Genomic DNA, 24,787 nt, shown 5'->3' with positions numbered 1-24,787 from the left:
GCCGATCGGAGTAGTCCGAAAGGTGGCTTCCGCCGCCGCTTTGTGGCACCTTCTCCGGCCGTGACAGTCATGGATGCCCCGTCTCGGCCGCGTTTCGTCCGGCGTGTGCTGCGCTGGTTCGCCGAGGCCGACACGATGGTGCGGGGTCACCGGCTCATCGGCGCACGTCCTGGCAAACTCGACGCGTGGACGCGCTGATCCCTCGCCCGCGCACCGAGGTCGCGCCCGGTGCCGTGCATGTTCCCGACTGGCTCGATCTCGATGAGCAACGCCGGTTGGTCGAAGCCTGCCGAGGCTGGCGCGGTTACCGGCGGACACGGCTGCCGAACGGCGGCGTCATGTCGGTGCGGACGGTCTGCCTCGGCTGGCATTGGCACCCGTACCGGTATTCGAAGGTGACCGACGACGGCTCTCCGGTACTCCCGTTTCCCGGCTGGCTGGGCGATCTCGGGCGGCGAGCCGTCTCCACCGCCTATGGTCCGTCGTCGTACGAGCCGGACATCGCGTTGGTGAACTTCTACGACTCCGCCGCGAAAATGGGGCTGCATCAGGACAAGGACGAGGCTTCGCCGGAGCCCGTCGTGTCGCTGAGCCTGGGGGACGCGTGCGTCTTCCGGTTCGGGAACACGGTCGATCGTGGGCGGCCGTACACGGATGTGGACCTGCGCTCGGGAGATCTGTTCGTGTTCGGCGGGGAGTCGCGGCTGGCTTTCCATGGGGTGCCTCGCGTCTTGCCGGGAACCGCTGATCCGGAGTTGGGGTTGGTGGGGCGGTTGAACATCACCTTGCGGGTTTCGGGCCTGGTGTAAGGACGGCTAGAACCGTCTTTGCCGATCGCTGCGTTACGTGTCCTTAAGACTCCTTCGCGGTGTTCGGGCTGGCGTTCTCTTTATGGCCTTCGCGCCTTTGAGCGCGCTCGCTGCTTTCTTCGCGTGTGCATTTCACGGGGTTCTCCCTTTAGGCCGTTCGGGCTAGCACACCTGTTCGATTTAGAGTAGTGTGGGGTTGTGGCCAGCGATGACACATTCCCGGAGACGTCCACCGAGTGGTGGCGCGTCACTGCCTTCGTGCCGAACTCGCACGGGCGACCAGGACTCGCGCCTTCGGCCGAGTCCGAACGACAACCTGGATCGAACCCATCGGCGGTCGACGTCTGTTGGGCAAGGGGCAGTCAGCGACCGGCGTAAAGGAAAGCCCGCTTCAGTGGGCGGCCGACGTGTGTGGAGCGTTGGGTCAACGCACGACGGGTTGGCCGGTCCACCCGGCGCGGTCCGCGTGGACGGTGAGGCCGCGGTAGATGCCGAGTACGCCGTCCGGTCCCAGCGGGGCCGCGCCGGCGGCCGATGTGGCGTCGATGAAGAGATCGGCCTGCAGGCCGTCGAGGTCCGAGACGGACAGCCGGTCGGAATACTGTGGCGCTCCGAGGTGGTCCCCGCTGAGGGTGTCGCGGCGGGCCGGGTGGCCGTCGACGGTGGTGTTGGGCGCGAGGACGTCGGAGCCGGGGCGGACGGACACGCTCAGGGTCGGTCCGTGTTGGTCGGGGCGGAGGCTCAGGTCGAGGGTGGCGCGCCACGACCCACCGGGGCCGCCTTCCTCGACCTCGCCGGCCACCGGTCGGAGCTCGGCGGGCAGGCCGGTGAGCTGGAACGGGAAGCGCAGTCGTTCGGTGCCGTCGATGTGCAGTGCCCCGGCGATGCGGTGGGCGGTCTCGCGCGGGTCGCCACTGAGGCGGGAGATGGACAGCTCGGCCCAGCCGCCGCGGGCGTAGCGCCACTTCAGGATGAGCGTCTCGGAGTCGCCGGGTATCCCCACCCAGTACGCCGGGGCGCCGTTGACGGCTGGGGCGCCGGTCACCGGCCCATAGGGCACCATCCGCGTGGCCTCGCCGGGAAGCCGCGTCTCGATCGGTCGGTCGGTCATGGGGACGACGCCGGCCGCGTAAAGGCGCACCTCGACGTGCGCCGCGGGGAGGGCGGCGCCCGCACCGTTGGCCGGGTCCGGAACGAACTTCGACGCTTTCACCGTCAGCCGCTCGTCGTTGATCGACGTGGTGTGCCAGTCCAGCGTGTCCTGCTCGGGCAGCCAGCCGAACGAGGCGTACCGCACCAGCGGGTCGAACCGCGGGGGCGCACTGGGCGCAGGGGCGGCCGCGGGCACCGTGGCGGAAGAACCGGCGGGCGGCGGCGAGCGGTCGATGACGGCGTAGGTGAGGCCGGTGGCCAGTCCCACGACGAGGACCGACGCCGCGACCGAGGTCATCGTGCGGACCCGACGTCCGCGCCGTGCCGTGGTCACCGCGCCCACGACGTCGACCCGGGACGGCGGGGCGGGGGCGTGGGCCAGGTCGTCCAAGAGGGTGCGCACATCCTGCTCGTTCATCGATTGCTCCTCTCCGCGGCCGGCGAGGCCGGTGACGGGGTGTCGGCCAGGCCGCGCCGCAGCGCGTCCAGGCCTCGTGCGGTTTGGCTTTTGACGGTTCCCGGAGCACAGCCCAGAACGTCGGCGACCTGCTCCACGCTCAGGTCGCAGTAGAACCGCAGCACGAGGGTGGCCCGTTGCCGCGGCGGCACGGTGGCCAGCGCGGTCCGCACCGCGACCCGGCCGGCGTGGTCCGGCTCCCCGCCGGGAGATTCCGGCGGCTCGGCCATCAGCCGGACCCTGGACCCCCACCGGCGCCGCTCGCTGAGGAACGAGCGCACCAGGATCGTGCGCGTGTAGCCGTCCAGGTTCTCCATTCGCGAGACCCGTTTCCAGTGCCGGTACAGCTGCGTGAACGCCGTCTGCACCACGTCGTCGGCCCGGTGCCAGTCCTGGGTCAGCAGGTAGGCCGTCTGGCGCAGCCAGGGCAGCCGTGTCGTCGCGTAGTCGACGTAGTCACGGTCTTGCTCGCGCACGGCCTCTCCTGTCCTCGGCAGCTCCCACCCCCCCTAATGCGCCGGCCGACCACAAGGTTGCACGTCGATTCAGTAGTTGAGACGGCGCGAAGTCCGGCTTGGTCAAGATGTCGCCCCTGTGAACCTTGCCGTTCGACCGCGACCGGTTCAACCGAGCCGGAACCGCACCCGTTGCCCCGGCCGTACTTGCGCGGCCTGGTCCAGATCCGCTTCCTCCACCACCGCGATCACCGGATAGCCGCCGGTCACCGGGTGGTCGGCCAGGAACAGGATCGGCTGCCCCGAAGGAGGAACCTGTAACGCGCCCGGCACGGCGGCCTCGGGCGGCAACTCGCCGTCTCGCGCCCGCGACAGCACGGGCCCTTCGAGCCGCACGCCCACCCGATCGACGTCGGCGGTGGCGGCGTAACCGGAAGAGACCAGAGTGGACAGTGCGCCAGGAACGAACCATGGCACCCGAGGCCCGGCGGTGACCCGCAGAACCGGTACCTCGGGCAAGTGAGCGTGAGGAGCGAGGTCGACACCGGGGTGGGGCAGCACCCGCTTTCCCACCGGCAAGGTCATACCGGCCGAAAGCACGGGAGGACCGAGCTTCCCGAGGGTGTCGGTCGCCCGTGCGCCCAGGATCGAAGGGACGTCGATGCCGCCGCGTACGGCGACATAGCAACGCAAACCGTGAGAAGCCGTCCCGAGAACGAGTTCGTCACCGGGGCCGACCGGGATCGGGGAGTCAGGGCCGGCGGCCCGCCCGCCCGCGGTGATCGAGCAAGGCGCGCCGGTGACGGCGACGGTCGCCGGAGCCGAGAATCGCAGGACGAGGCCGCCCAGCACGCACTCCAGCGCCGCATGAGTCTCGGGGTTCCCGACCAGCCGGTTCGCCAGCCGCAGCGAACCGCGGTCGGCGGCACCGGACCGGCCGACGCCGATCGAGGCCAGCCCTGGTCGCCCGAGATCCTGCACGGTGGCGAAGATCCCGGGGCGGACCACTTCGATCTTCGCGGTCATGAAGTGAACCGGATCCGCGTGCCCGGTGCCAGCAGGTTCGGCGGCTCCCGCTCGACGTCCCACACCGGCAGCGAGGTCCGCCCGATGAGCTGCCAGCCGCCGGGGGAGGCGTTCGGGTACACCGCCGTGTACTCGCCCGCGATCGCGACCGAGCCGGCGGGCACCCGGGTGCGCGGGCTCGTCCGGCGAGGCAGGTACAGGGCGGGGTCGAGTCCGGTCAGGTAGGCGAAGCCCGGTGCGAAGCCGCAGAACGCCGAGACGTAGGTCCCGTCCTCGTGCCGCCGGACGACCGCTTCGGCCGACATGCCGGCGGCGGCCGCGACGTCGGCCAGGTCCGGGCCGTCGTAGCGCACCGGCACGACGATCTCGGCGGCTTCGCGTGGTTTGACGTCCACTCCTGCCCGATCGAGGACGTCACCGGCGAGCCGGTCGTGATGGGTCCGGCCCGGGTCGAACCGGATGAGCAGGGTCCGCGCGGCGGGGACCAGTTCGAGGACGCCGTCCGGCGGGTCCTGCTCCAGTGACGCGTGCAGCCCGAGCACCTCGGACGGATCGTCGAAGTCGACCATGGCCGCGCGCGTCCCATAGGGCAGCACGCGCATCACGTGGCCTCGAGGAACGATCCGATGTGGACACCGGAAGCGTCGAGCCCCGCGCGGATCCGTCGTGCCAGTTCGACGGCGCCCGGCGTATCGCCGTGCACGCACAGCGAATGCGGCTGAAGCGCCAGCTCGGTCCCGTCGGCGGTGACGACCTTGCCGGTGGTCGCCATCGCGACCGCCCGCTCGGCCACCTCGTCGGCGTCGTGGAGTACGGCGCCCGCCAGTTTCCGGGAGACCAGAAGACCTTCCGGCGTGTACGCGCGGTCCGCGAAGGCCTCGGCGTAGGCGGGGAACCCGGCTTTTTCGGCCTGCTTGGCCATTTCCGACCCTGGCGGGCACAGCAAAGCGAGCCCCGGGTGGAACCGCCGGATTCCCTCGACCACCGCGGCCGCCTGCTCCGGATCCACCGCGGCGGTGTTGTACAAGGCGCCATGCGGCTTGACGTATCGGACCCGCGTGCCCGCCGCGTGGGCGAACGCGTCCAGTGCGCCGAGCTGGTAGAGCACGTCGTCGGCCAGGTCGGCGGGGTCGACGTCCATCGCGCGCCGGCCGAAGCCGGCGAGATCGCGGTAGGCGACGTGGGCGCCGATGACGACCCCCCGCTCCGCCGCGCGTTCGCAGACGCGCCGCATCACCGACGGGTCGCCGGCGTGGAAACCGCACGCCACGTTCGCACTGGTGACGATGTCGAGCATGGCATCGTCGTCGCCCATTTTCCAGGCGCCGAAACCCTCGCCGAGGTCACTGTTGAGGTCGATCCGGCTGAAATCCATCAGGCCACCCTGAACTCACTGTCGAGTTTGTCGGTCACGAACATGTAACCCGGCGCGTGCGTGATCGCGAACGGCGGCCGCGACGCCATCAGCGCCGCCTGCGGGGTCACGCCGCACGCCCAGAACACCGGCACGTCACCGGGTTCCGCGTCGACCGGATCCCCGAAATCCGGCTTGCCGAGATCGGCGATGCCGAGCGCGGCCGGGTCGCCGATGTGCACCGGGGCACCGTGCACGGCGGGCATCCCGCGGGTGATGCGCACGGCGTCGTCGACGCGGTCTTCGGGGATCTGCCGCATCGAGACCACCAACGGCCCGTGCAGCCGTCCGGCCGGAACGCATTCGCGGTTCGTCACGTACATCGCCACGTTGCGGCCCTGGTCGACATGCCGCAGCGGGATGCCGTCGGTGGCCAGCGCGGATTCGAAGGTGAAGCTGCAGCCGATCGAGAACGCGACCATGTCGCTGCGCCACAGCCCGCTCGCGTCCGAAATCTCGCCGGCCGGCGCGCCGTTCTGCCAGACGCGGTAGCGCGGCAGGTCGGTGCGCAGATCCGCGCCGGGTGCCAGCCGCGTCGACGGGTCGCCGGGGTCGCTGACGTCGAGCACCGGGCAGGGCCTGAGATTCCGCTGGCAGAACAGCAGGACGTCGTAGGCCCAGTCCTCGGGGACGGCGATCAGGTTGGTCTGGGTGAACCCGTTCGCCCAGCCGGTGGTCGGGTGGGCCGTGCCCGCGCGGAACAGGGCGCGGGCCTCGCCGGGGGACAACGTCGCCGGTTCGTCGAAGGTGGTCATCGCGGTGCCTCCTCTTCCGATTGTGGTCACAGAAGTTCGCGGCCGCGAGTCTCGGGCAGGCCGAGCAGCGCCAGCACGGCGATCCCGTAGCCGACCGCGCCGAACACCATCGCGCCGCCCGCGCCGAGGAAACCGACCACGGCGGGGAAGGTCGCGCCGATGGCCCGGCCGAGGTTGTAGGTGAAGCCCTGCCCGGTCCCGCGCAACGCCGACGGGTACAGCTCGGCGAGAAAGGCACCGAACCCGCTGAAGATCGCCGACATCGAGAATCCGAGCGGGAACCCGAGGAACAGCACGAGGGTGTTCGCGCCCGCCGGGATCTGCGTGTAGGCGATGATGAGGCCCGCCGACAGCACCGAGAACAGCAGGAACGTCTTCTTGCGGCCCAAGATGTCCGTGAGATAACCGCCGGTGACGTATCCGATGAACGCGCCGGAGATCAGGAACGCGAGATAGCCGCCGGTCCCGATGACGGTGAGGCCGCGGGTGGTCTTCAGGTAGCTCGGCAGCCAGGTCGCGAGCGTGTAGTAGCCGCCCTGGACACCGGTGGCGAGGAGCGCGGCGAAGAACGTCGTGCGCAGCAGGTCCGGCTTGAAGATGCCCGCCAGCGAACCGCGTTCCTTCTTCGTGGCACGGGCGGCTTCCGCGACGGGCGCGTCCTGGACGTTGCGCCGGACCCACAGCACCAGCAGCGCGGGGATGACGCCGGTCCAGAACATCACGCGCCAGGCGATGTCCGGGCTCCAGATGCTGAAGACCACGGTGTAGACGACGACGGACAGTGCCCAGCCGACCGCCCACGCGCTCTGGACGAAGGCGACCGTGCGGCCGCGATACTTCGTTTGCGAGTACTCCGCCACCAGCGCGGCGCCGGCGGCCCACTCGCCACCGAAGCCCAGGCCCTGCAGGGCGCGGAAGACAAGGAGCGTCTCGAAGTTCGGTGCGAATCCGCAGAGCACGGTGAAGATCGTGTACATCGCGATGGTGATTTGAAGGGTGCGTACGCGGCCGATGCGGTCGGCCAGGATGCCCGCGCCGATCCCGCCGATCGCCGAGACCACCAGTGTCGTGGTGCCGAGCAGGCCCGCCTCGCCGCCGGAGAGACCGTAGTAGGCGGTGATCGCGGCCAGGCCCAGCGGCAGGGTCTGGTAGTCGAACGAATCGAGCCCGTAACCGCCGAACGCGCCGACGAAGGCCCGGCGGCCTCGCGAACCGAGCGTGCGGAACCAGGCGAAGGGGCGTGTGTCTTCGGTAGTGGCTGTCGCGTTCATCGGCACCTCCAGCGGGTGAATCTCAGGGTGGCACGGGTCACATGGATAGGCAGATACAGCACTGTAGGTATTGTTCAACAATTCCACAAGAGGATCCTTGGCTGAGCCTCTTGTGCCTAGGTAGGATCGGTCACGTGACGATCGCGGAGGGTGGTCCTGCCTCGGTAGAAGGACTCGAGGCCGATCGCGGCATGATCAGCCGTACCAGCACGGCCGAACGGGTCGCGGGTGTCCTTCGCACGCGTATCGCGGAGGGGTTCTTTCTGCCCGGCGTCCGGCTGTCGGAACACGACATCGGCTCGGCGCTCGGCGTCTCCCGCAACACGCTGCGCGAGGCCTTCCGGCTGCTCACGCACGAACGGCTGCTGACCCATGAGCTCAACCGCGGTGTCTTCGTGCGGGTGCTGCCCGTCGAGGACGTCGTCGACCTCTACAAGGTGCGCAAGATCGTCGAGTGCTCGGCGGTGCGGGCGGTGACGGAGAAGCCCCCGACGTTCGCGAAGCTCGCGCGTCTGGTCGAGGACGGCAGGCTGGCCGAGCGGGGCGAGCGCTGGCAGGACCTCGGCACCGCGAACATCCGGTTCCATTCGGCGATCGCGGAACTCAGCGGCAGCGAACGGATCGACGAGCTGATGCGCGGCATTCTCGCCGAGTTGCGGCTGGTGTTCCACATGATGGCCGACCCGCGGCGCTTCCACGAGCCGTACCTCAAACGCAACGCGGAAATCCTCGAGCGGATCGAGGCAGGCGACGGCCTCGGCGCCGAAGAGCTCCTCGCGCAGTACCTCACCGACGCCGAAAACCAGCTCGTCGAGGCCTACGCCGAACGCTCCCCCTGACGCGTTTCGTCCTCTGAATGCGGTAGTCCGGGATACGAACTACCGCATTCAGAGGACGAAACGCGGGGGGTGGACGGCCGGTGCCGTCCGCCTGTCGATCTCGCCGCCGGCGGGCCAGCCGACGTTGCCGATGTCGGCGCCGCGCATCCAGAACGCGGTCCATATCCCTTGTCCGCGCGGCAGTTTCATCCGCGCTTCGAACCGGCCGTAGGTCTGGGTGAACTGACCCTGCGTGGACAGCCGCGCCGAGGTGTATTCGCAGCGCCCGTACCAGCAGTGGTAGTTGCCGGGGTTTTCCTCCTTCGCGGTGATGACGAGGTTGCACTGGCCGTCGAGCGCCGCGTTGTCCGTCCCGGACGTGTACCACTGCCGTTCGTGGTTGTTGAGGTGCCGCCGGTTTCGAAATGCCACTTCGAGGTGTCGATACCCGTGCCGGCGGGCCCGTTGAAGTCGTCGGTGAAGGTGGCGGCCACGACCGCGGCCTCCGCGGCTGGAGTCTGTGACCTCGCCGGGAATGAGCCGAGCAGGACGCCGGCGGCGAGGGCCGCGCGCGAGAACGGAAAGCGCCGGCAGGGCCACTTTGTTGTGCTGACAACAAAGTATGCAGGGTCTCTACCACTGCGACAAAATGTACTTTTGAGCTCGAATTGAGGTCAGGCGGCCGTGCCGCGCTTCGATCCGGCCGTCCGCGGGTCCGCGCCCTGGTCGAGGAGGGCGGCGACCGGGAGGGTGGCGGCTCCTATGGCGACGGCGTCCGGCCCGAGCCGCCCGAGTTCGATCTCGGTCTGGTCGAACACGTGCGCCAGCGCGTGCTCGCCCGCCACGCGCCGGATCTCGGGCAGGTACTCCTCGCCGAGCGCCAACCCGGCCCAGCCGCCCAGCACGATCCGCTCCGGGTTGAACAGGTTGATCAGATCGCCGATCCCGGCGCCGAGGTAACCCGCCGTCTCCTCCAGTACCTTGGCCGCGGTCTTGGATTGGCGCGCGGACTCCAGCAAGGCGGCGAACCGCGTTCGCTCGTCTTCGCCCGAGGCCGCCTTTCCGCCGCGTGCCTTGCGATAACGGGCGAGAACACCCTCCGCGCCGACGTAGGACTCCAGGCAGCCGCGCGATCCGCAGCGGCATTCCTGCCCGCCGTAAACGATCGTCGTATGGCCCCATTCGCCCGCGCTGCTGGTGGAGCCCCGGTAGGTGGTGCCGTCGGTGACCACGGCCGCGCCGACCCCGGACCCGATCAGGACGATCACCGCGTGCCGGGCGCCGCGGCCGGCGCCGAACCACATTTCGCCCTGGCCTTGGGTTTTCGCGCCGTTGTCGACGAACAACGGCAGCGCGACACCCTCCGCGCGAAGGAGGTCGGTGAGCGGGACCTCTTTCCAGCCGATGGTGGGCGCGTGCACCCGCAGTGTTTCGCCTTGTTCGACGGTGCCGGGGACGCCGACACCGACACCGAGCACGGACGCTTCGTCGATCCCCGATTCCGCGATCACCTCCCGGAGCCCGGACGCCACCTGGGTGACGGCCGCCGCCGCGTCCGGCCGGGGCGAGGCGGGCGGATGCTCGACGGTGGCGAGCCGGTTCATGGTGAGGTCGAACAGTTCCACCTTCACGCCGGTCTCGCCGATGTCGACGCCCGCGACATGACCGTACGCGGGGTCGACGCGGAGCAGAACACGCGGCCTGCCGCCGTCGGACTCGACCAGCCCGGCTTCGGTGATGAGGCGTTCTTCGCCGAGTTCGGCGGTCACGTTGCTGACGGTCGCGGCGCTCAAACCGGTCAGACCGCTCAATTCGTGACGGCTGAGCGGGCCGTCGAAGTAGAGTTTCGACAGCAGGAGGGAACGGTTGTGCCGCCGCAGGTCACGGACGGTGGTGCGCTTGGCAGGCATGCGGGTACCCATCTCATGGCGGCGGACCTTTCCAGGATGCCCCACGACCTTAGCCTCCGCCATGTATCAACTGGTGAAATAAGGTCGGCGAGCCGGGAGAAGGGGTGCTCAGCGGGCGGCGGTAGGGTTTGCCTCACCCTTGATCCGGCGGTCCGCTCCCTGTTTCCCGATCGTCCCGCGTCCTAGGTTCGGCAGCGAAAGTTGTTTGCCGGTACCGGAAAACGTGGGGGACAGTGATGACCGTCAGGCTCGATCGACGTGACCAGCCGGAGACGGTGCCACGGAAATCTTGGTGGCGAAGGGCAGGGATGGCGTGGCTCGGACCGTTGGCCGTCGTCGTCGTGGCGTTCCTGGCCTTCTCGATGCCGCCGTATCTGGCGATGGACCCGTCGCTGTCACGGGTCCCGCAGCCACCCGGGTTCACCTCGCACTACTGGTTCCTCGCGGCGCATGTGCTGTTCGGCTCGATCGCGATGGCCGGGGCGCTGCTGCAGATCTGGCCGTGGTTCCGGGCGAAGTACCCGGCGGTGCACCGGAAGATCGGCCGGGTGTACGTCTTCGCCGGGGTGCTCCCGGCCGGGCTGCTGGCGCTGACCGTCGGCGCGATGAGCCCGTTCGGCCCGGTGACGCGGGTGGCCAACGTCCTGGCCGGGGTGCTGTGGCTGGCGTGCACGTTCGCCGGCTGGCGCGCGGCGAGGCAACGCCGGTTCGGCGACCACCGCCGCTGGATGATCCGCAGTTTCGCGCTGACCATGTCGATCATCGTCAGCAGGGTGGTCGGGCCGATCGCGACGATCACGCTGCGACCGCAGCTGGAGACCACGTTCGGCGGCAGCGAACTCGCCTTGACCCAATCGGTCGCCGGGATCACGGCCTGGCTGAGCCCGACGCTGGTCATGCTCGCCACGCAGTGGTACCTCGATCGCCGTCCGGCCAGGAAGAAGTCAGCGATCGCGCGATGATCGTCCGCTGCACTTCGGACGCGCCTTCGTAGATCCGCGGCGCGCGGACCTCGCGGTAGAGGTGTTCGAGCAGATGCCCTCGCCGCAGCGCCCGCGCGCCGTGGATCTGCACGGCCGAGTCCACGACGTACTGCGCGGTCTCGGTGGCGAACAGTTTCGCCATCGCGGCGCGGCCGGCGAGGTTCCGCTCGCCCGCGTCGTAGGCGGCGGCCGCGGCGTAGACGAGCAGACGCGAGGCCTCGGTGCGGGTCGCCATTTCGGCGAGAGTGTGCGCCACGGTCTGCTGCTTCAGCAGCGGGCCGCCGAACGCGACCCTGGTCCGCGCGTGGGCGACGGCGGCATCGAGGGCGGCCTGCGCCATCCCGACGGCGAACGCGCCGACGCTCGGCCGGAACAGGTCCAGTGTCCGCATGGCCACGCCGAAACCGCGGTCCTGTTCGCCGAGCAGTTCTTCCCGTTCCACGCGGACGCCGTCGAAGACCAGGGTGCCGATGGGATGCGGGCTGACGAGGTCGAGGTGCTCACCCGACAACCCGGCGCGGTCGGCCGGGACGACGAACGCGGACACCCCGCGCGAGCCCGCTTCCGGGGTGGTGCGGGCGAAAACGCTGTAGAAATCGGCTTCGGGCGCGTTGGAGATCCACATCTTCTCACCGGTGAGACGCCAGCCGTCGCCATCGGGTTCGGCGGCGAGTTCCAGCGCCGCCGCGTCCGAACCCGCGTTCGGTTCGGTGAGCGCGAAGGCGGCGACGGCGTCACCCGCGGCCACGGCGGGGACCCACTTCGTGACCTGCGAGTCCTGTCCGGACTGCAGCACGGGATACGTGCCCAAACCCTGTAACGCCAGCGCGGTCTCGGCTTCGGTGCTCTGGCTCGCGAGCGATTCCCGCAGGATGCAGAGATCCGTCGCGGCGGCTTCCCGGCTCGGGCTGCCGCCGTCGACACCGGGGAACAACCGGGAGAGCAGGCCGAGCGCGCCCATTTCCTTGAGCAGTGGCCGATTGACCGCGCCTTCTGCGCCGGATTCCGCCAGTGGGCGGAGTTTTTCGGCGGCCAGGCGCCGGACTTCTTCGGCGAAGGCCTGCTGGTCGGGGCTCAGTGCGAAGGCGGTCATCGGTCGCTCCCAGGTCGCCAGCGGGCGTGTGCGGTGCCGGGTTCTCCCGAGCGCAACAGCTCCAGCCGCGGTTTCGGCCCGTCGGCGCGGCCACCCTGCGGCTTCCGGCTGCCCGCCGCGAACTGTTTCGGCCACGGCATCGGATAGCCCTGTTCGGCGGCGGCGTGCAGAGTCCACTGTGGATCGTAAAGATGCGTCCTGCCGAGTGCGCACAGGTCCGCGCGGCCGGCCAGGATCAGCGAGTTGACGTCGTCGTAGGAGGAGATGGCGCCGACGGCGATCACCGCGATCCCGTACTCGCGCCCGATCTCGTTGCGGATCCTGTCGGCGTACGGGGTCTGGTAACTGCGGCCGTACTCGGGTTTCTCCTCGCTGACGACCTGACCGGTCGAGACGTCGATGCCGTCGGCCCCGTGTTCGGCGAACGCGCGGGCGATCTCGACGGCGTCGTCGACGTCGATCCCGCCGTCGTACCAGTCGGTCGCGGAGATGCGGACCGTCATCGGCCGCTCCGCGGGCCAGGCCGCGCGGACGGCGTCGAAGACTTCGAGCGGGAAACGCAGCCTGTTCTCCAGCGAGCCGCCGTAGGAGTCGGTCCGCCGGTTGGTCAACGGCGACAGGAACGACGACAGGAGGTAGCCGTGCGCGCAGTGGAGTTCGAGGAGGTCGAACCCGGCGCGCGCGGCGGCACCGGCGGCGTGCGCGAACTGGTCGCGAATCTCGGCGAGTTCGGACCTGGTGAGCTCGCGCGGGGTCTGATTCGCTTCGCTGTACGGGATCGCGGACGGGCCGCAGATCTCCCAATTGCCCTCGGGCAGCGGCTGGTCGATGCCATCCCACATCAGTTTCGTGGAGCCCTTGCGCCCGGAGTGGCCGAGCTGGACGCCGATCCGCGCGGATGTGTGGCCGTGGACGAAGTCGGTGACTCGCGCCCAGGCGCGCTCCTGCTCTTCGGTGTACAGGCCGCCGCAACCCGGGGTGATGCGGCCGGTTTCGGAGACGCAGACCATCTCCGTCATCACCAGACCGGCGCCACCGAGCGCCTTGCTTCCCAGGTGTACCAAGTGGAAATCCGTCGGAACGCCGTCTTCGGAGGAGTACATGTCCATCGGCGACACGACGACGCGGTTCGGCAGGTCGAGGTTCCCGATCCGGAAGGGCTGGAACATCGGCGGCCGGACGTCGGAGTCCGATGAGTGCACAGTGGACGCGAACCAGATGTCCAGTTCGGCGGCGAATTCGGGATCGCGCAGCCGGAGGTTGTCGTAGGTGACACGGCGGCTGCGGGTGAGGATGTTGAACGCGAACTGCGCCGGGTCCTGATGGGTGTACTGGCCCATGTTCTCGAACCACTCCAAGCTCGCCTGTGCGGCACGCTGGGTGGAGGTGACGACCGGGCGGCGCTCGGCCTCGTAGGCTTTCAGCGCACTGTCCATATCGGACTGTTCGTGCAGGCAGGCGGCGAGCGCGAGCGCGTCCTCCATGGCGAGTTTCGTGCCGGAGCCGATGGAAAAGTGCGCCGTGTGCGCGGCGTCGCCGAGCAGGACGACGTTCTCGTGCCGCCAGCTCGCGCAGCGCACGGTGGCGAACGCGGTCCACTTCGAGTTGTTGGCGAACACCTGATGGCCGCCGAGGACGTCCGCGCACAGTTCGCGGATGACCTCGATCGACTTCTCGTCGCTTTCGCCCGGCGCCAGTGACGTTGCGGCGATCTCGCCGAACGCGCGCTGCCAGACGTCCTCGTGCAGTTCGAGGATGAACGTGCTCGCGGTGTCGCTGTACGGGTAGCCGTGGATCTGCATGATCCCGTGCGGGGTTTCGAGGACGTGGAATTTGAAGGCGTCGAAGACCAGGTCCGTGCCGAGCCAGATGTACTTGCAGCGCCTTCTCTGGAGGCTCGGCCGGAAACTGACGGCGAGGGCGTTGCGGGTCGGGGAGTTGACGCCGTCCGCCGCGACGACGAGGTCGTACCCGGCGCTCGCCTCGGCCGCGCCCGGCGCCTCGGTGTGGAAACGGACGTCCACGCCGAGTTCCGCGCAGCGTTCCTGGAGGATGCCGAGCAGGCGTTTGCGGCTCATCGCGGCGAACCCGTGCCCGCCGGAGGTGTGCACCGTGCCGCGGAAGTGGACGTCGATGTCGTCCCAGCGCGCGAACTCCCGCCGCATGGCGGCGTGGATCACCGGATCGGCGTGCTCGATCCCGCCGAGTGTCTCGTCGGAGAACACCACCCCGAACCCGAAGGTGTCGTCGGGCGCGTTGCGCTCCCAGACGGTGATCTCGTGCTCGGGATGGAGCTGTTTCGCCAGCGTGGCGAAGTAGAGCCCCGCCGGGCCGCCGCCTAACACCGCGATACGCACGTCGCTCAGGGTATGTCGCGGTATGTACGACCGTCAACGATACGGGATATGCTGACCCGTATGGAGCGCATCAACCCGCCCGAGCTCGGCCGCCCCTCCGGCTTCTCGCACGCCGTCGCCGCGACCGGGAGATTCGTCTTCCTCGCCGGTCAGACGGCGTTGGACGAGGAGAACCGCATCGTCGGCGACGGCGTGGTCGAGCAATTCGAACGCGCGCTGTCCAACCTGCTCACCGCTCTGCGCGCGGCGGGCGGGGCGCCGTCGGACCTGTGCAGCGTGACCATCTACATCGTCGACATGGACGACTACCGCGCCCACGCGCGCGAAATCGGCGCGGTGTGGAAACGGCTGGCCGGGAGCGAGTACCCGGCGATGGCGGGGATCGGCGTCAGCCGGCTTTGGGACGCCGAGGCGCTGGTGGAGGTGCAGGGCTTCGCTGTGGTCTCATGACACGTCGGAGATGGCGCGCGAGACGTGTGCGGCCGCGGCCTCGCCCAGCCGCGCGTGCAGCGTGAAGAACAGGTCCGCGGCCCGGATCCCGGCCCAGCCGGACGGCAGCAGCTCGGCGGGCAGCCCCGGGTCGAGATAGGGCAGCCGCCGCCAGTCGGTCAGCACGCGTACGTAGTCGGCGAACGCTTCGGCCTCGTCCGTGCTCTTGCGCCGTTGCCATCGCCGGAGCGCGGCCGCGTGCTCATCGAGGAAGGCGGTGTACAGCGATTCGAGCTGGTCGAGGTCCCACCAGTCTCGGATCTTCTCCCGCACGTCGCCGAACGCGAGATGCTCGGCGTGGAAGAGATCGGCGTAACCCTCCAGTTCGAGGCGTCGCAGCATGTCGGAGGTCGCGTCGCGCAGATGCGCGGGCGCGATCCAGACCCCGGCCGACGCGGTCCCGAAGCCGAGCCGGGCGAGCTGCGTGCGAAGAACGTGCCTTTTGTGCCGCTCGGCTTCCGGGACGGAGAACACCGCGAGCAGCCAGCCGTCGGCGGGGGTGGCGCGTTCGCGGCGGAAGATCCGCTCGTCGCCTTCACGCAGGATCGCCAGCGCGGTTTCGGAAAGTTCGTAACCGGCGGCCCCGTCGCGGCGCACCGCGGAAAGGATCCCGCGCCGCTTCAGCCGCGAGATCGACGACCGGACGGCGGATTCCTCGACGTCCACCCCGGCCAGCAGATCGATCAGGGAGCGGACCGAAAGCCAGCCGCCTTCGCCGCGTGAGTAGAGGCCGTACACGGTCACGATCAACTGGCGCGGTTGGGCCGTTCGCCCCGCGCCGTCGACTTCGGTTGCCTCCGGCACGGCCGTCACCCGGTCACCATACAACGAAGGCGCGCTCTCGTTTCGGCCGTGACCGAAGCGTTCCGCACTTAAGGTGGCGGCATGGAGAATCCGCTGATCGAAGCCCCTGTCCCGCCGGTGCCTCAGGACGTCGAGCCGGGTGGGGTCGGGTGGTTGCGGGCGAACGTCGCCCGGTTCAGCCGTCCGGAGGACCACGCGCGCCGGCGGGCGCTGGTGCTCGCCGAGCTCGCGACGGTGGGGCCCCTGCGGGACAAGGCTTTCGCGCTCACTCGGGAACTGCGGGACGGTGAGGTCGACCGGATCCTGTGGACGGTCCCGGTCGCCGTGCTGGCCGCCGAACTCGGCCTGCCGGACGTTTCCCGTGACATCGAGACGGTTTCCGGCAGTTATCACCCGCAGACGGATATCGGGGACGACGCCGAAGAAGCGATGCGACGGCTGATCGAGGTCTGCGGCGGTGACGTCGACGAGCGGACGGCCGCGCGGATCGGGCTTCTGGTCCAGGCCTGCGACGCGACGGCCAAGCTGCTCGGCAAGGCGCTGGCCGCCCACCGGCCCGGTGAGGACGCCGAGAGTTTGCTCGACCGGGTCCTGCGCGAAGATCCGCCGGTCCGGATCACCCGGCGGTGGGTCGGCGGCGAGGTGGTCGAGGTGGACCTGTCGGAACGGCCGTTCGGAGCAGGGCCCAAGCAGTGCCCGGGAGAGGCGCGGGCGCGGCAAGTGGCCGAGGGAATCCTCGACGCCCTCTTGTACTGCTCGAGCGCCGAAGACGACGAAGAGTTCCTCCGCAAGTGCCGGGAGCCGGCCGAGGCGCAGCGTCGCGAGGCGCGCGAGGACTGAGTAGCCTCGCCGGAGAGATCGACACTGGAGGAACGATGTCCGAAGCATTGGACTGGAACAAGAGCATCATCAAGGAGTTCCGCGAGAACGAGGGCAAGGTGGGCGGCCCGTTCGAGGGCGGTTCCCTGCTGCTGCTCACCACCATCGGAGCGAAGAGCGGTGAGCCGAGGACCTCGCCGCTCGCGTACGCGGAGGAGGACGGCAAGTACATCGTCGCCGCGTCGTACGCCGGGGCGGACAGGAACCCGGCCTGGTACCACAACATCGTGGCGAACCCGAAGGTCACCATCGAGGTCGGCACGGAGAAGTTCGACGCGACCGCGACCGTGGTGCTCGAAGACCGCGCCGAGCGTGACCGTCTCTACGCGAAGATGGTCGGCATCATGCCGGGCTTCGCCGACTACGAGCAGAAGACCGATCGGGTGATCCCGATCGTCACGATCTCCCGCTGACCACGCATTCAGTCCTCTGGACGCGGTAGTTCCCGATACCAACTACCGCGTTCAGAGGACGAAACGCGAGGGTCAGCGCGCGCCGCTGGGGGCTTCGACGGCGCTCGGCCGCTTGAGTTCGGCTTCGGCCGCACGCAGCGCCTTGCGCTCCTGGCGGCGCGCGATCAGCTTCTTGCCGGTGAGGATCATCGGCTGCTCGACCCAGCGGTGGATGAGGTCCGCGATCCCGAGCCCGACCGCGAACACGGTCAGCGCGCTGATCATCCGGTGCTCGCCCAGCGGCGGGATCGCCGCGACCACGGCGAAGTGCACCGGGCCTTGCAGCAGGTAGAGCGAGTACGAACGCTCACCGACGAAGCGCATCACCTTCGTCGCCAGCAGCCAGCGCAGCGGCCCCGGCGCGACCAGCACGACCAGCAACAGCGCCGAGAGCAGGCCATAGGCGATCAGGAGGCCGAGGTTGCTGCCGGTCTTCCACCACAGGCTTTCCATGTTGACGTGCAGTACGGCGAACGCGCCGAACACCGGGATCGCCGCGAGCGGATGGGTCAGCGGCTTGATCACGGCGTAGGAGCGGCGGTAGTGCATCGCGATCGCCAGCACGCAGCCGATCAGCAGGATCGCGTAGTGCACGGTCGACCGGTAGATCGGCACCTGCGGCCCGTTGAGCACCCAGCCGCTGGTGACCCCCACCAGCCCGGCCATCAGCGCGAACGCGGCGAACGCCAGCGCGAGTTTGCGCCAGGCCGCGGCCAGCCCGACGGCGCCCGCGACCACCAGCAGGAACGGCCAGACCAGGTAGAACTTCTCCTCGATGCCCAGCGTCCACGAGCCGCTGAAGAAGTTGTCCGGGCCGTTCGGCTTGCTGCCGGGCAGGAACTCGTTGAAGAACGTCAAGTAGTACTTCAGCGCGTGCGGGAACTCGCGGGCGAAGAACTCCCCGCGCAGCCACACGAACACCACGATCCCGCCGAGGATCACCAGGTACGGCGGCAGGATCCGGAACACCCGCCGCAGGTAGAACGCCGATAGCGAGATCCGGCCGGTCCGGTCCTGTTCACGCAGCAGCAGCGTCGTGATCAGGAAACCGGACAGCACGAAGAAGATGTAGACGCCGACCCAGCCGGACAGCCAGCTCCACTTCGGACCCGCGAAGTGGAAGAGGATCACGATGGTGGCCGCGATCGCGCGCAACCCGTCGAGCGCGGGGAACCGACGCATGGCGAGGAACTCGTCATGGTCCAAAGTGCGCACAGTGCCCCCTAATGGCGGTATCGGCCCGGAAGTATACGGGGCCCGCTCACTGTGTCTTCGCCCCGGAGGGAGGCCTTCTACCAGCGGATTCGGGGATCACCCAGCGTCACGCGCCGGCTCGACGTTATGCGTCAGCCGGAACCGGTTCGCCGGGTCGACGGCGGCCTTGACCTCGGCGAGCCGCCGCAGATCCGCCGGGGAATAGACCTTGGACGCTTCGTCGTCCGCGCCGCTCTCGCCGTAGACGAAGGTCAGCAGCTTGCCGGTCGACCAGGGCTTCAGCGCGTCGAACAGCTTTCCGTGGGCCGCCTTGATCTCGGCCAGGCCCGCGTCGTCCACTACGGACAGTGCCCGGACGGTGAAGCGGGCTTCGCGGTCCCATCCGACACCGGGGTGCTCGGGCGGGTCGGACAGCGCGCCGCCGAGCAGATCCAGCAGGACGACGGTCGGCACCGGGGCGTCCGGGCCGGCGTGTTCGAGGATCGCGTCGAGCATCGCGTCGCCGAGTTCGGACACGGTGACGTTGTCGGCGCGGTAGCCGTGCGGGAACGGCGGTTCGTTCGCGATCTTGCCCGATTCGGTGAAGGGGATCTCGGCGATCGTGTCGCCCAGCACGGGGGCGGCGGCGCGCAGCGGCGCGACCAGGCGTTCGCCCTCGGCGGCGTCGCCGAGGTAGGCGATCCGGATCTGCGCGACGTGCTGCCCGCGCAGCGGTTCGGGCACCATCGGCAGCTCCGGCATCGGGACCATGCCCAGCGAAGACGTCATTTCGCGCGGCATCTCCGCCGCCCAATCGCGCCAGGCGTGGAGCACCGCCGAGAGCGATTCGGTGCCGAATCGCAGGCTGCCGCCGTACAGCCGGGTGACCGGGACGAGCCGGAACTCGAGCGCGGTGACGATCCCGAAGTTGTCGCGGCCGCCGCGCAGTGCCCAGAACAGGTCCTGTTCGGTGTCCGGGGTGGCGCGGCGGAGTTCGCCGTCGGCGGTGACGACCTCGATCGCGGTCACCCGGTCGGCGGCCAGACCGTATTTGCGGCCGAGGAGGCTGAACCCGCCGCCCAGGGTGTAGCCGACGACGCCGACACCGGGGAAGGAACCGCTCAGCGGCGCCAGCCCGTGTTCGGCGGCCGCTTCGATGACCGCACTCCAGCGCACACCCGCGTCGACCCGTGCGATCCCGTCGTCGATCCGGATCCCGGTCATGCGGTGGGTGGTGACGAGGACACCCCCGTCGAAGGGGACGCCCACGCCGTGCCCGGTCGAGTGAACGGCGATCGGGAGGTCGTGCTCGCCCGCGTGACGGACGGCCTCGACGACGTCGGCGGCCGAAGCGGCGGGCACGATGACGTCGGGACGGCGGGATACGGCGGTCTGGAAACCGGCCAGTTCGTTGGCGTAATCCGGGTCGCCGGAGCGGAGCATGGTGGTCATGACACCAGGGTGATCTCGATTCCGCCAGAAGTCCAAGATCTGGTTTGTCTGGGAACTAGAATCATCGGTTATGGAACTGCGCCAGCTCGAGTACTTCGTCGCGGTGGCCGAGGAAGCGAATTTCACCCGCGCCGCCGAGCGGCTGCACGTCGCGCAGCCCGGCGTCAGTGCCCAGATCCGCCGCCTCGAACGCGAACTCGGGCAGCCGCTGCTCGACCGGTCGGCCAGATCGGTGCGGCTGACCGAGGTCGGTGCGGCCGCGCTCCCGCACGCGCGGGCCGCGCTCGCCGCCGTCGCCGGAGTGCGGCAGGCGGTCGACGAGCTCACCGGGCTGGTCCGCGGCCAGGTCGCGATGGGCATGGTGTCCTCGCGCGGTCCGGTCAACCTCCCGGATCTGCTCGCCCGCTTCCACAAGCGCCACCCCGCCGTGGACATCACGCTCGCCGAGGCGACCTCCGATGTCCTGCTCGCGGGTGTCGCCGACGGCCGGTTCGACATCGCGCTGATCGGGCTCTCCGGGGAACCGCCGCCCGGGATCGGTTTCGAGGTCGTCCTCGACGAGCCGCTCGTCGCCATCTCCGGGCCGGAGGATCCGCTCATCGCGCAGGCCACGATCACGCTGTCGGAGCTGGAAAACCGCTCGCTGGTGAGCCTGCCGAAGGGCACCGGCATGCGCGCCATCGTCGACGCGGCGTTCCTCGCCGACAGCGCGCAGCCGAGGGTGACGCTGGAGGCCGGCGATCCCAACGTCGTCGCCGAACTGGTCGGCCGCGGGCTCGGTGTCGCCGTGGTGCCGATGTCGCTGGCGACGTACTACACGGATCTGCACGCCATGGAGATCACCCGGCCCGCCGGGCTGCGCGCGAAACTGGCGCTGGCCTGGCGGACGGAGGGGCCGGTCAGCCCCGCCGCCCGCGTGTTCATCAGTCAGGCGCGGGCGCTGCTCGGGTTGTGAGCCGCCACAGCGAGGTCACCTCTCGCGCGCGGGCGTCGTGCAACGGATCAGCGGGATCGGTGACTCGCGGATGACGCGGCCGGATCTCCTCCCGGCCTCGGACTTCGAGACCGGACCGGTCGAACGCGGCCAGCAGCTGCTCGCGCGTGCGCAGGCCCAGCAATTCGGCGAAGTCGGACAAGATCAGCCACGCCTCACCGCCGGACTCGAGGTGCCGGGGCAGCCGGTCGAGGAACGCTTTGAGCATCCGGCTTCCCGGGTCGTAGACGGCACGTTCGAGCGGAGTCCGCGCGCGGGACGGCAGCCAGGGCGGATTGCAGACGACCAGCGGCGCGCGGCCCGGCGGGAACACATCCGTTTCGAGGGTCTCGATCCCACCGAAACCGAGGCGTTCGAAATTCTCACGCGCGCAGGCGAGCGCGCGGGGCTCGTTGTCCGTCGCCACCACGCGCTCGACCCCTCGGTGCGCGAGGACCGCGGCGAGCACGCCGGTCCCGGTGCCGATGTCGAAGGCCAGTTCCTTGGTGGGCAAGGGAATTCTCGCCACCAGGTCGACGTACTCGCCGCGGACGGGGGAGAAGACCCCGTGGTGCGGATGGATCTTCGCGCCGAGCGCCGGGATTTCGACGCCCTTCACCCGCCACTCGTGCGCGCCGACGACGCCGAGCAGTTCGCGCAAGGACACCAGCGACGCGATTTCGGAAGGCCCGTAGACCTCGGCGCAGGCCTCGCGCACGTCCGGCCCGCGACGCAACGGCAGGACGTGGCCGGGATCCAGTGGCACCAGCAGCCTGCCGAGGAGCCGCGCTCGGCGTGACCGATGGTTCCGCTGGTCCTGAAAGGGTTTCCCGGCCGCCGTTCCGCAACGGCGGGACAACGCGGCGAGGAGGTTCCGCGCGCCGGGGAAGTCGCCGTACCAGGCGAGACCGGTGCCGGAAGTGGCCAGCCGGAACGCCTCGTCGGCGGTGATCCCGTCGTCGACGGCGACGACGGTTCGAGGTGGTTCGGTGCCGACGGTGGTCAGCCAGCGCCGACCACCGTCCCTTGTGGACAGGGGGTTCATGGTTTCCGTTCCTGGATACGCCCGCGGCGAAGTGACCCCGCGGGCGTGGCTCGTCGGGGGACAAGGTCAGGAACGGCGGCTAGTAGACCACCGCGGCATGAACCGGTGTCGACACGAACCCGAGCTTACCGGAACGCGGCGGCGTGATCGGCCGCCCAGGCCTCGAACTCCAGCGCCGGCCGTCCGGTGACGTCCTGGACGGCCGAGGTGACCTCGCCGGGTTTCGTGATCAGTTCCCGGAATCCGGTCAGCATCGTGTCGACGATGAAGTCCGGCGCCTTGGCGAGCATGGCCGCGCGTGCTTCTTCGAGCGGGATCTCCTCCCAGCGCGCCGGACGGCCCGCCGCCTCGCCGATGATGCGGACGTGCTCGATCTGCGTCATCGCCCGCGCGCCGGTGAGCACGTACTTCGCCCCCGCGTGCCCGGCACCGGTCAGCGCTTCGACGGCCACCGCGGCGATGTCCTTCTCGTGGATCAGCGGCATCGACGCCTCGCCGTACACCTCGCGGACGACGCCCTCCGCGCGAATCGACGGCGCCCAGCCGAGGGTGTTCGTCGCGAACGCGTGCGGCCGCAGGAAGGTCCAGTCCACCCCCGCGGCTTCGATCGCCTCCTCGACGGTCCGGTGCCAGGTGCCGATGGCGTTGTCCTGTTCCGCCAGGGAATCGTCGACGGCGCCCGAGGACAGGAACACCACCCGCCGCACCCGATCCCCGAGCAGGGACACGGTGGGCACCAGTGCCTCGGCGGATCCGGCGAGCATCAGGAACACCGTGTCGACGCCGTCGAGCGCCGGGGCGATCGTGTCCGGATCCGTCAGGTCACCGCGGATCCCGTCCGGCGGCGGGTTCCGGCTCAGCGCGCGGACCGGGATGTCCCGCGCCCGCAACTGGGCGACCACCTGCGAGCCGACATGGCCGGTGGCACCGGCGACCAGGATCGGCTTCATGCCGCCACCGCCGAGACGATCGGGCGGTACCGCTTGACCGACCCGCCCGACATCCCCGGGTAGGTCTGCACCCTCTTCCACCGGTCCGTGGTGCCGATGCCGTCGGCGCCGGGGGCCGCGAGCGCGGCGCGGCGGGCTTCGGCACTGGTCCATTCGGCGTTGTTCAGCACCCGGGTCCCGCTGGTCCACTGCTCGTAAGTGAAGGCGCCGGCGTGGTCGATGACTTCGTAGGCGGTGAAGGAGACGAGCCCTTCGGCTCCGTTCGCCCGCGCCTCGGACGCCGCCCGCGCCGAATCGGCGTCCGGGTACTCCCTCGACACCGCGACCAGCCCGGCTGCCGGCTCCGGCCAGTGTCCCTTGTGGATGGTCATTTTCTCGATCCCCTGTTCTGTCATGCTTCCAGCGTGAAACTTAAACCAGGGTTCAAGTCAAGCTAGGATGGCGGACATGTCCGAACTGCCGTCCGAACTCACTATCGGAGAACTGTCCCGGCGCAGCGGTGTCGCCACCTCCGCCCTGCGATTCTACGAGCGTCAGGGCCTCATCGGCAGCAGGCGGACCAGCGGGAACCAGCGCCGCTATCCCCGCACCACCCTCCGGGTGGTCGCGTTCATCCGCGCGTCGCATCACCTCGGCATCCCGCTGGAGGTGATCGGCGAGGTGCTCACCTTCCTGCCGGAGGGTGCCGCGCCGGACCAGGCCTTCTGGCAGCGTGCCTCGGCTTGCTGGAGCGCCGAACTCAACAAACGCATCGAGCAGCTGGAGTGCATGCGCGACCGGTTCACCGAATGCATCGGCTGCGGCTGCCTGTCCTTCGAGCAGTGCGTTCTGGTGAACCCCGGTGACGTCCTCGCCGCCAAGGGGCCCGGTCCGGCGCGGTTGATCACCGACTGACCACAGCCATTTTCCGTTCCAGCAGCCGTCTTTCGGCGCTGTTCCCGGTTCTTCGGATCGCCGCTTCGTATTCCCGCGCCGATTCCGTCTCGCGGCCGGCGCGATGCAGCAGATCGGCCCGGATGGCGTGGTAGAGGTGGTACTCCGCCAGATCGAGACCGTCGATCGCGGCCAGCGCCGCCGCCGGGCCGTCCACTTCCGCCACCGCGACGGCCCGGTTGAGCGCGACGATCGGGGTCGGGTTCAGCTCCAGCAGCAGGTCGTACAGCTGGACGACCTGCGACCAGTCCGTGCTCGCCGTGTCGGCGGCGTCGCTGTGGACGGCGTTGATCGCCGCCTGGATCTGGTACGGCCCCGGCTGGTTCCGGCGCAGGCACGCGCGGACCAGCGCCTGCCCTTCGGCGATCAGCTCCCGGTCCCAGCGTGACCGGTCCTGTTCCGCCAGCAGTACGACGTCGCCGTCCGCGCCGGTGCGGGCCGCGCGGCGGGATTCGGTCAGCAACATCAGCGCCAGCAGGCCGGTGGCCTCCGGTTCGTCCGGCATGAGGCCGGTCAGCAGCCTGCCGAGCTGGATCGCCTCGGCGCACAGGTCCTCCCGCACCAGCCGCTCGCCCGAAGTGGCCGTGTAGCCCTCGTTGAACACGAGGTAGATCACGGCGAGCACCGAACGCAGCCGGTCCGGCAGGTCGGCGTCGTCCGGGACGCGGTACGGGATCTTCGCGTCGCGGATCTTGCCCTTCGCCCGGACGAGCCGCTGCGCCATCGTCGCTTCGGGGACGAAGAACGCGTGGGCGATCTCGCCGGTGGTCAGCCCGCCCAGCAGTTTCAGTGTCAGCGCGACCTGCGAGGGGACGGCCAGCGCGGGGTGGCAACAGGTGAAGATCAGTCGTAAGCGGTCATCACGCACAACTCCTGCCTCCTCCGCTGGTTCGTTGTCGGCGTTGAGCAGCGCGGCCTGCGCGTGCTTGTCGTCGCGCGCCGCGTCCCGCCGCAAGCGGTCGACGGCCTTGTTGCGGGCGGTCGTGATGATCCAGCCGGCCGGGCTCGGGGGGGGGGGGGGGGGGGGGGGGGGGGGGGGGGGGGGGGGGGGGGGGGGGGGGGGGGGGGGGGGGGGGGGGGTGGGAGGGGGGGGGGGGGAGGAGAAAGACAGGAAAA

The 24,787-nt window shown here is 69.7% G+C and carries 25 protein-coding genes and 2 pseudogenes; 9 read left to right on the top strand and 18 right to left on the bottom strand.

Going from position 1 to position 24,787, the window contains the following annotated elements; genetic code table 11:
• Positions 1–60: 60 nt before the first annotated feature.
• Together ACZ6DT_RS22350 and ACZ6DT_RS22345 are read left to right on the top strand one after the other, a co-directional pair.
• The gene (locus tag ACZ6DT_RS22350; RefSeq protein WP_465598670.1) at positions 61–198 is read left to right on the top strand and encodes a hypothetical protein; all 138 of its coding nucleotides are present in this window, start codon (positions 61–63) and stop codon (positions 196–198) included.
• On the top strand, positions 186–809 hold the full coding sequence (locus ACZ6DT_RS22345) for an alpha-ketoglutarate-dependent dioxygenase AlkB family protein (RefSeq protein WP_465598366.1): 624 nt from the start codon (positions 186–188) through the stop codon (positions 807–809). Before ACZ6DT_RS22350 ends, ACZ6DT_RS22345 begins: the two co-directional genes overlap by 13 nt.
• Positions 810–1,233: 424 nt before the next feature.
• Here the strand turns inward: ACZ6DT_RS22345 and ACZ6DT_RS22340 are convergent, their stop codons facing one another.
• From ACZ6DT_RS22340 to ACZ6DT_RS22310, 7 genes are all read right to left on the bottom strand, one after another.
• Complete coding sequence (locus ACZ6DT_RS22340; RefSeq protein ID WP_465598363.1) at positions 1,234–2,379, bottom strand: hypothetical protein; 1,146 nt, start codon at positions 2,377–2,379, stop codon at positions 1,234–1,236.
• On the bottom strand, positions 2,376–2,894 hold the full coding sequence (locus ACZ6DT_RS22335; RefSeq protein WP_465598360.1) for a SigE family RNA polymerase sigma factor: 519 nt from the start codon (positions 2,892–2,894) through the stop codon (positions 2,376–2,378). Before ACZ6DT_RS22335 ends, ACZ6DT_RS22340 begins: the two co-directional genes overlap by 4 nt.
• Before the next feature lie 147 nt (positions 2,895–3,041).
• A complete protein-coding gene (locus ACZ6DT_RS22330; RefSeq protein WP_465598357.1) occupies positions 3,042–3,899 on the bottom strand; it encodes a 5-oxoprolinase subunit C family protein in 858 nt (285 codons plus the stop codon).
• Complete coding sequence (locus tag ACZ6DT_RS22325) at positions 3,896–4,501, bottom strand: 5-oxoprolinase subunit B family protein (protein WP_465598354.1); 606 nt, start codon at positions 4,499–4,501, stop codon at positions 3,896–3,898. The genes ACZ6DT_RS22330 and ACZ6DT_RS22325 overlap by 4 nt, the downstream gene beginning before the upstream one ends.
• Positions 4,501–5,274, bottom strand: a complete 774-nt coding sequence (locus ACZ6DT_RS22320; RefSeq protein ID WP_465598351.1) for a LamB/YcsF family protein — start codon at positions 5,272–5,274, stop codon at positions 4,501–4,503. The genes ACZ6DT_RS22325 and ACZ6DT_RS22320 overlap by 1 nt, the downstream gene beginning before the upstream one ends.
• Entirely contained in the window at positions 5,274–6,068 is a 795-nt protein-coding gene (locus ACZ6DT_RS22315; protein ID WP_465598348.1) for a putative hydro-lyase, read from the bottom strand. The genes ACZ6DT_RS22320 and ACZ6DT_RS22315 overlap by 1 nt, the downstream gene beginning before the upstream one ends.
• Positions 6,069–6,094: 26 nt before the next feature.
• The gene (locus tag ACZ6DT_RS22310) at positions 6,095–7,339 is read right to left on the bottom strand and encodes an MFS transporter (protein WP_465598345.1); all 1,245 of its coding nucleotides are present in this window, start codon (positions 7,337–7,339) and stop codon (positions 6,095–6,097) included.
• A gap of 191 nt (positions 7,340–7,530) precedes the next feature.
• Between ACZ6DT_RS22310 and ACZ6DT_RS22305 the strand changes: the two genes are divergently transcribed.
• Positions 7,531–8,178, top strand: a complete 648-nt coding sequence (locus ACZ6DT_RS22305; protein WP_465598652.1) for a GntR family transcriptional regulator — start codon at positions 7,531–7,533, stop codon at positions 8,176–8,178.
• A gap of 93 nt (positions 8,179–8,271) precedes the next feature.
• On the opposite strand, the pseudogene ACZ6DT_RS22300 reads toward ACZ6DT_RS22305, so the two are convergent.
• Together ACZ6DT_RS22300 and ACZ6DT_RS22295 are read right to left on the bottom strand one after the other, a co-directional pair.
• A pseudogene (locus tag ACZ6DT_RS22300) lies at positions 8,272–8,705 on the bottom strand (glycoside hydrolase family 16 protein); the annotation flags it as partial.
• Positions 8,706–8,831: 126 nt separating this feature from the next.
• On the bottom strand, positions 8,832–10,079 hold the full coding sequence (locus tag ACZ6DT_RS22295; protein WP_465598343.1) for an ROK family protein: 1,248 nt from the start codon (positions 10,077–10,079) through the stop codon (positions 8,832–8,834).
• Between the two features lie 296 nt (positions 10,080–10,375).
• Here ACZ6DT_RS22295 and ACZ6DT_RS22290 point away from each other — a divergent pair, with 296 nt between their 5' ends.
• Positions 10,376–11,029 carry a DUF2306 domain-containing protein gene (locus tag ACZ6DT_RS22290; RefSeq protein ID WP_465598340.1) on the top strand — a complete coding sequence of 218 codons (654 nt, stop codon included), beginning with the start codon at positions 10,376–10,378 and terminating at the stop codon, positions 11,027–11,029.
• Here ACZ6DT_RS22290 and ACZ6DT_RS22285 read toward each other — a convergent pair.
• Entirely contained in the window at positions 10,962–12,143 is a 1,182-nt protein-coding gene (locus ACZ6DT_RS22285) for an acyl-CoA dehydrogenase family protein (RefSeq protein ID WP_465598337.1), read from the bottom strand. The genes ACZ6DT_RS22290 and ACZ6DT_RS22285 overlap by 68 nt on opposite strands.
• Positions 12,140–14,500: a bifunctional salicylyl-CoA 5-hydroxylase/oxidoreductase gene (locus tag ACZ6DT_RS22280; protein ID WP_465598334.1), complete on the bottom strand. Its 2,361-nt coding sequence runs from the start codon at positions 14,498–14,500 to the stop codon at positions 12,140–12,142. The genes ACZ6DT_RS22285 and ACZ6DT_RS22280 overlap by 4 nt, the downstream gene beginning before the upstream one ends.
• Before the next feature lie 48 nt (positions 14,501–14,548).
• Between ACZ6DT_RS22280 and ACZ6DT_RS22275 the strand changes: the two genes are divergently transcribed.
• A complete protein-coding gene (locus ACZ6DT_RS22275) occupies positions 14,549–14,950 on the top strand; it encodes a RidA family protein (protein ID WP_465598331.1) in 402 nt (133 codons plus the stop codon).
• On the opposite strand, the gene ACZ6DT_RS22270 is transcribed toward ACZ6DT_RS22275, so the two are convergent.
• Positions 14,945–15,802: a PaaX family transcriptional regulator gene (locus ACZ6DT_RS22270; protein WP_465598328.1), complete on the bottom strand. Its 858-nt coding sequence runs from the start codon at positions 15,800–15,802 to the stop codon at positions 14,945–14,947. The two genes, ACZ6DT_RS22275 and ACZ6DT_RS22270, sit on opposite strands and share 6 nt — an antisense overlap.
• Positions 15,803–15,874: 72 nt before the next feature.
• On the opposite strand from ACZ6DT_RS22270, the gene ACZ6DT_RS22265 reads away from it, so the two are divergent.
• Both ACZ6DT_RS22265 and ACZ6DT_RS22260 read left to right on the top strand, forming a co-directional pair.
• On the top strand, positions 15,875–16,633 hold the full coding sequence (locus ACZ6DT_RS22265; RefSeq protein WP_465598324.1) for a cytochrome P450 family protein: 759 nt from the start codon (positions 15,875–15,877) through the stop codon (positions 16,631–16,633).
• Positions 16,634–16,668: 35 nt separating this feature from the next.
• Positions 16,669–17,085, top strand: coding sequence for a nitroreductase family deazaflavin-dependent oxidoreductase (locus ACZ6DT_RS22260; protein WP_465598321.1), 417 nt, complete (start codon positions 16,669–16,671; stop codon positions 17,083–17,085).
• Between the two features lie 72 nt (positions 17,086–17,157).
• Here ACZ6DT_RS22260 and ACZ6DT_RS22255 read toward each other — a convergent pair whose 3' ends face one another.
• Positions 17,158–18,339 (bottom strand): acyltransferase family protein, encoded by a 1,182-nt coding sequence (locus ACZ6DT_RS22255; protein WP_465598319.1) that lies wholly within the window; start codon positions 18,337–18,339, stop codon positions 17,158–17,160.
• A 96-nt stretch (positions 18,340–18,435) separates the two neighbouring features.
• Positions 18,436–19,770, bottom strand: a complete 1,335-nt coding sequence (locus ACZ6DT_RS22250) for an FAD-binding oxidoreductase (RefSeq protein ID WP_465598316.1) — start codon at positions 19,768–19,770, stop codon at positions 18,436–18,438.
• A 70-nt stretch (positions 19,771–19,840) separates the two neighbouring features.
• On the opposite strand from ACZ6DT_RS22250, the gene ACZ6DT_RS22245 reads away from it, so the two are divergent.
• A complete protein-coding gene (locus ACZ6DT_RS22245; protein ID WP_465598313.1) occupies positions 19,841–20,725 on the top strand; it encodes a LysR family transcriptional regulator in 885 nt (294 codons plus the stop codon).
• On the opposite strand, the gene ACZ6DT_RS22240 is transcribed toward ACZ6DT_RS22245, so the two are convergent.
• The 3 genes from ACZ6DT_RS22240 to ACZ6DT_RS22230 form a co-directional block, all read right to left on the bottom strand.
• The gene (locus ACZ6DT_RS22240) at positions 20,694–21,788 is read right to left on the bottom strand and encodes a methyltransferase (RefSeq protein ID WP_465598310.1); all 1,095 of its coding nucleotides are present in this window, start codon (positions 21,786–21,788) and stop codon (positions 20,694–20,696) included. The two genes, ACZ6DT_RS22245 and ACZ6DT_RS22240, sit on opposite strands and share 32 nt — an antisense overlap.
• Before the next feature lie 125 nt (positions 21,789–21,913).
• Entirely contained in the window at positions 21,914–22,738 is an 825-nt protein-coding gene (locus ACZ6DT_RS22235) for an NAD(P)H-binding protein (RefSeq protein ID WP_465598307.1), read from the bottom strand.
• The gene (locus ACZ6DT_RS22230) at positions 22,735–23,133 is read right to left on the bottom strand and encodes a hypothetical protein (protein ID WP_465598304.1); all 399 of its coding nucleotides are present in this window, start codon (positions 23,131–23,133) and stop codon (positions 22,735–22,737) included. The genes ACZ6DT_RS22235 and ACZ6DT_RS22230 overlap by 4 nt, the downstream gene beginning before the upstream one ends.
• Before the next feature lie 52 nt (positions 23,134–23,185).
• Here ACZ6DT_RS22230 and soxR point away from each other — a divergent pair, with 52 nt between their 5' ends.
• Positions 23,186–23,632, top strand: coding sequence for a redox-sensitive transcriptional activator SoxR (soxR, locus tag ACZ6DT_RS22225; RefSeq protein ID WP_465598301.1), 447 nt, complete (start codon positions 23,186–23,188; stop codon positions 23,630–23,632).
• On the opposite strand, the pseudogene ACZ6DT_RS22220 reads toward soxR, so the two are convergent.
• Positions 23,622–24,683, bottom strand: a pseudogene (locus tag ACZ6DT_RS22220) (RNA polymerase sigma factor); the annotation flags it as partial. The gene soxR and the pseudogene ACZ6DT_RS22220 overlap by 11 nt on opposite strands.
• Between the last annotated feature and the right edge of the window lie 104 nt (positions 24,684–24,787).

Source organism: Amycolatopsis sp. NPDC041971, from assembly GCF_055588925.1.
The sequence above is the reverse complement of the archived record's forward strand: the minus strand, read 5'-3'. Positions and strand labels throughout refer to the sequence as shown.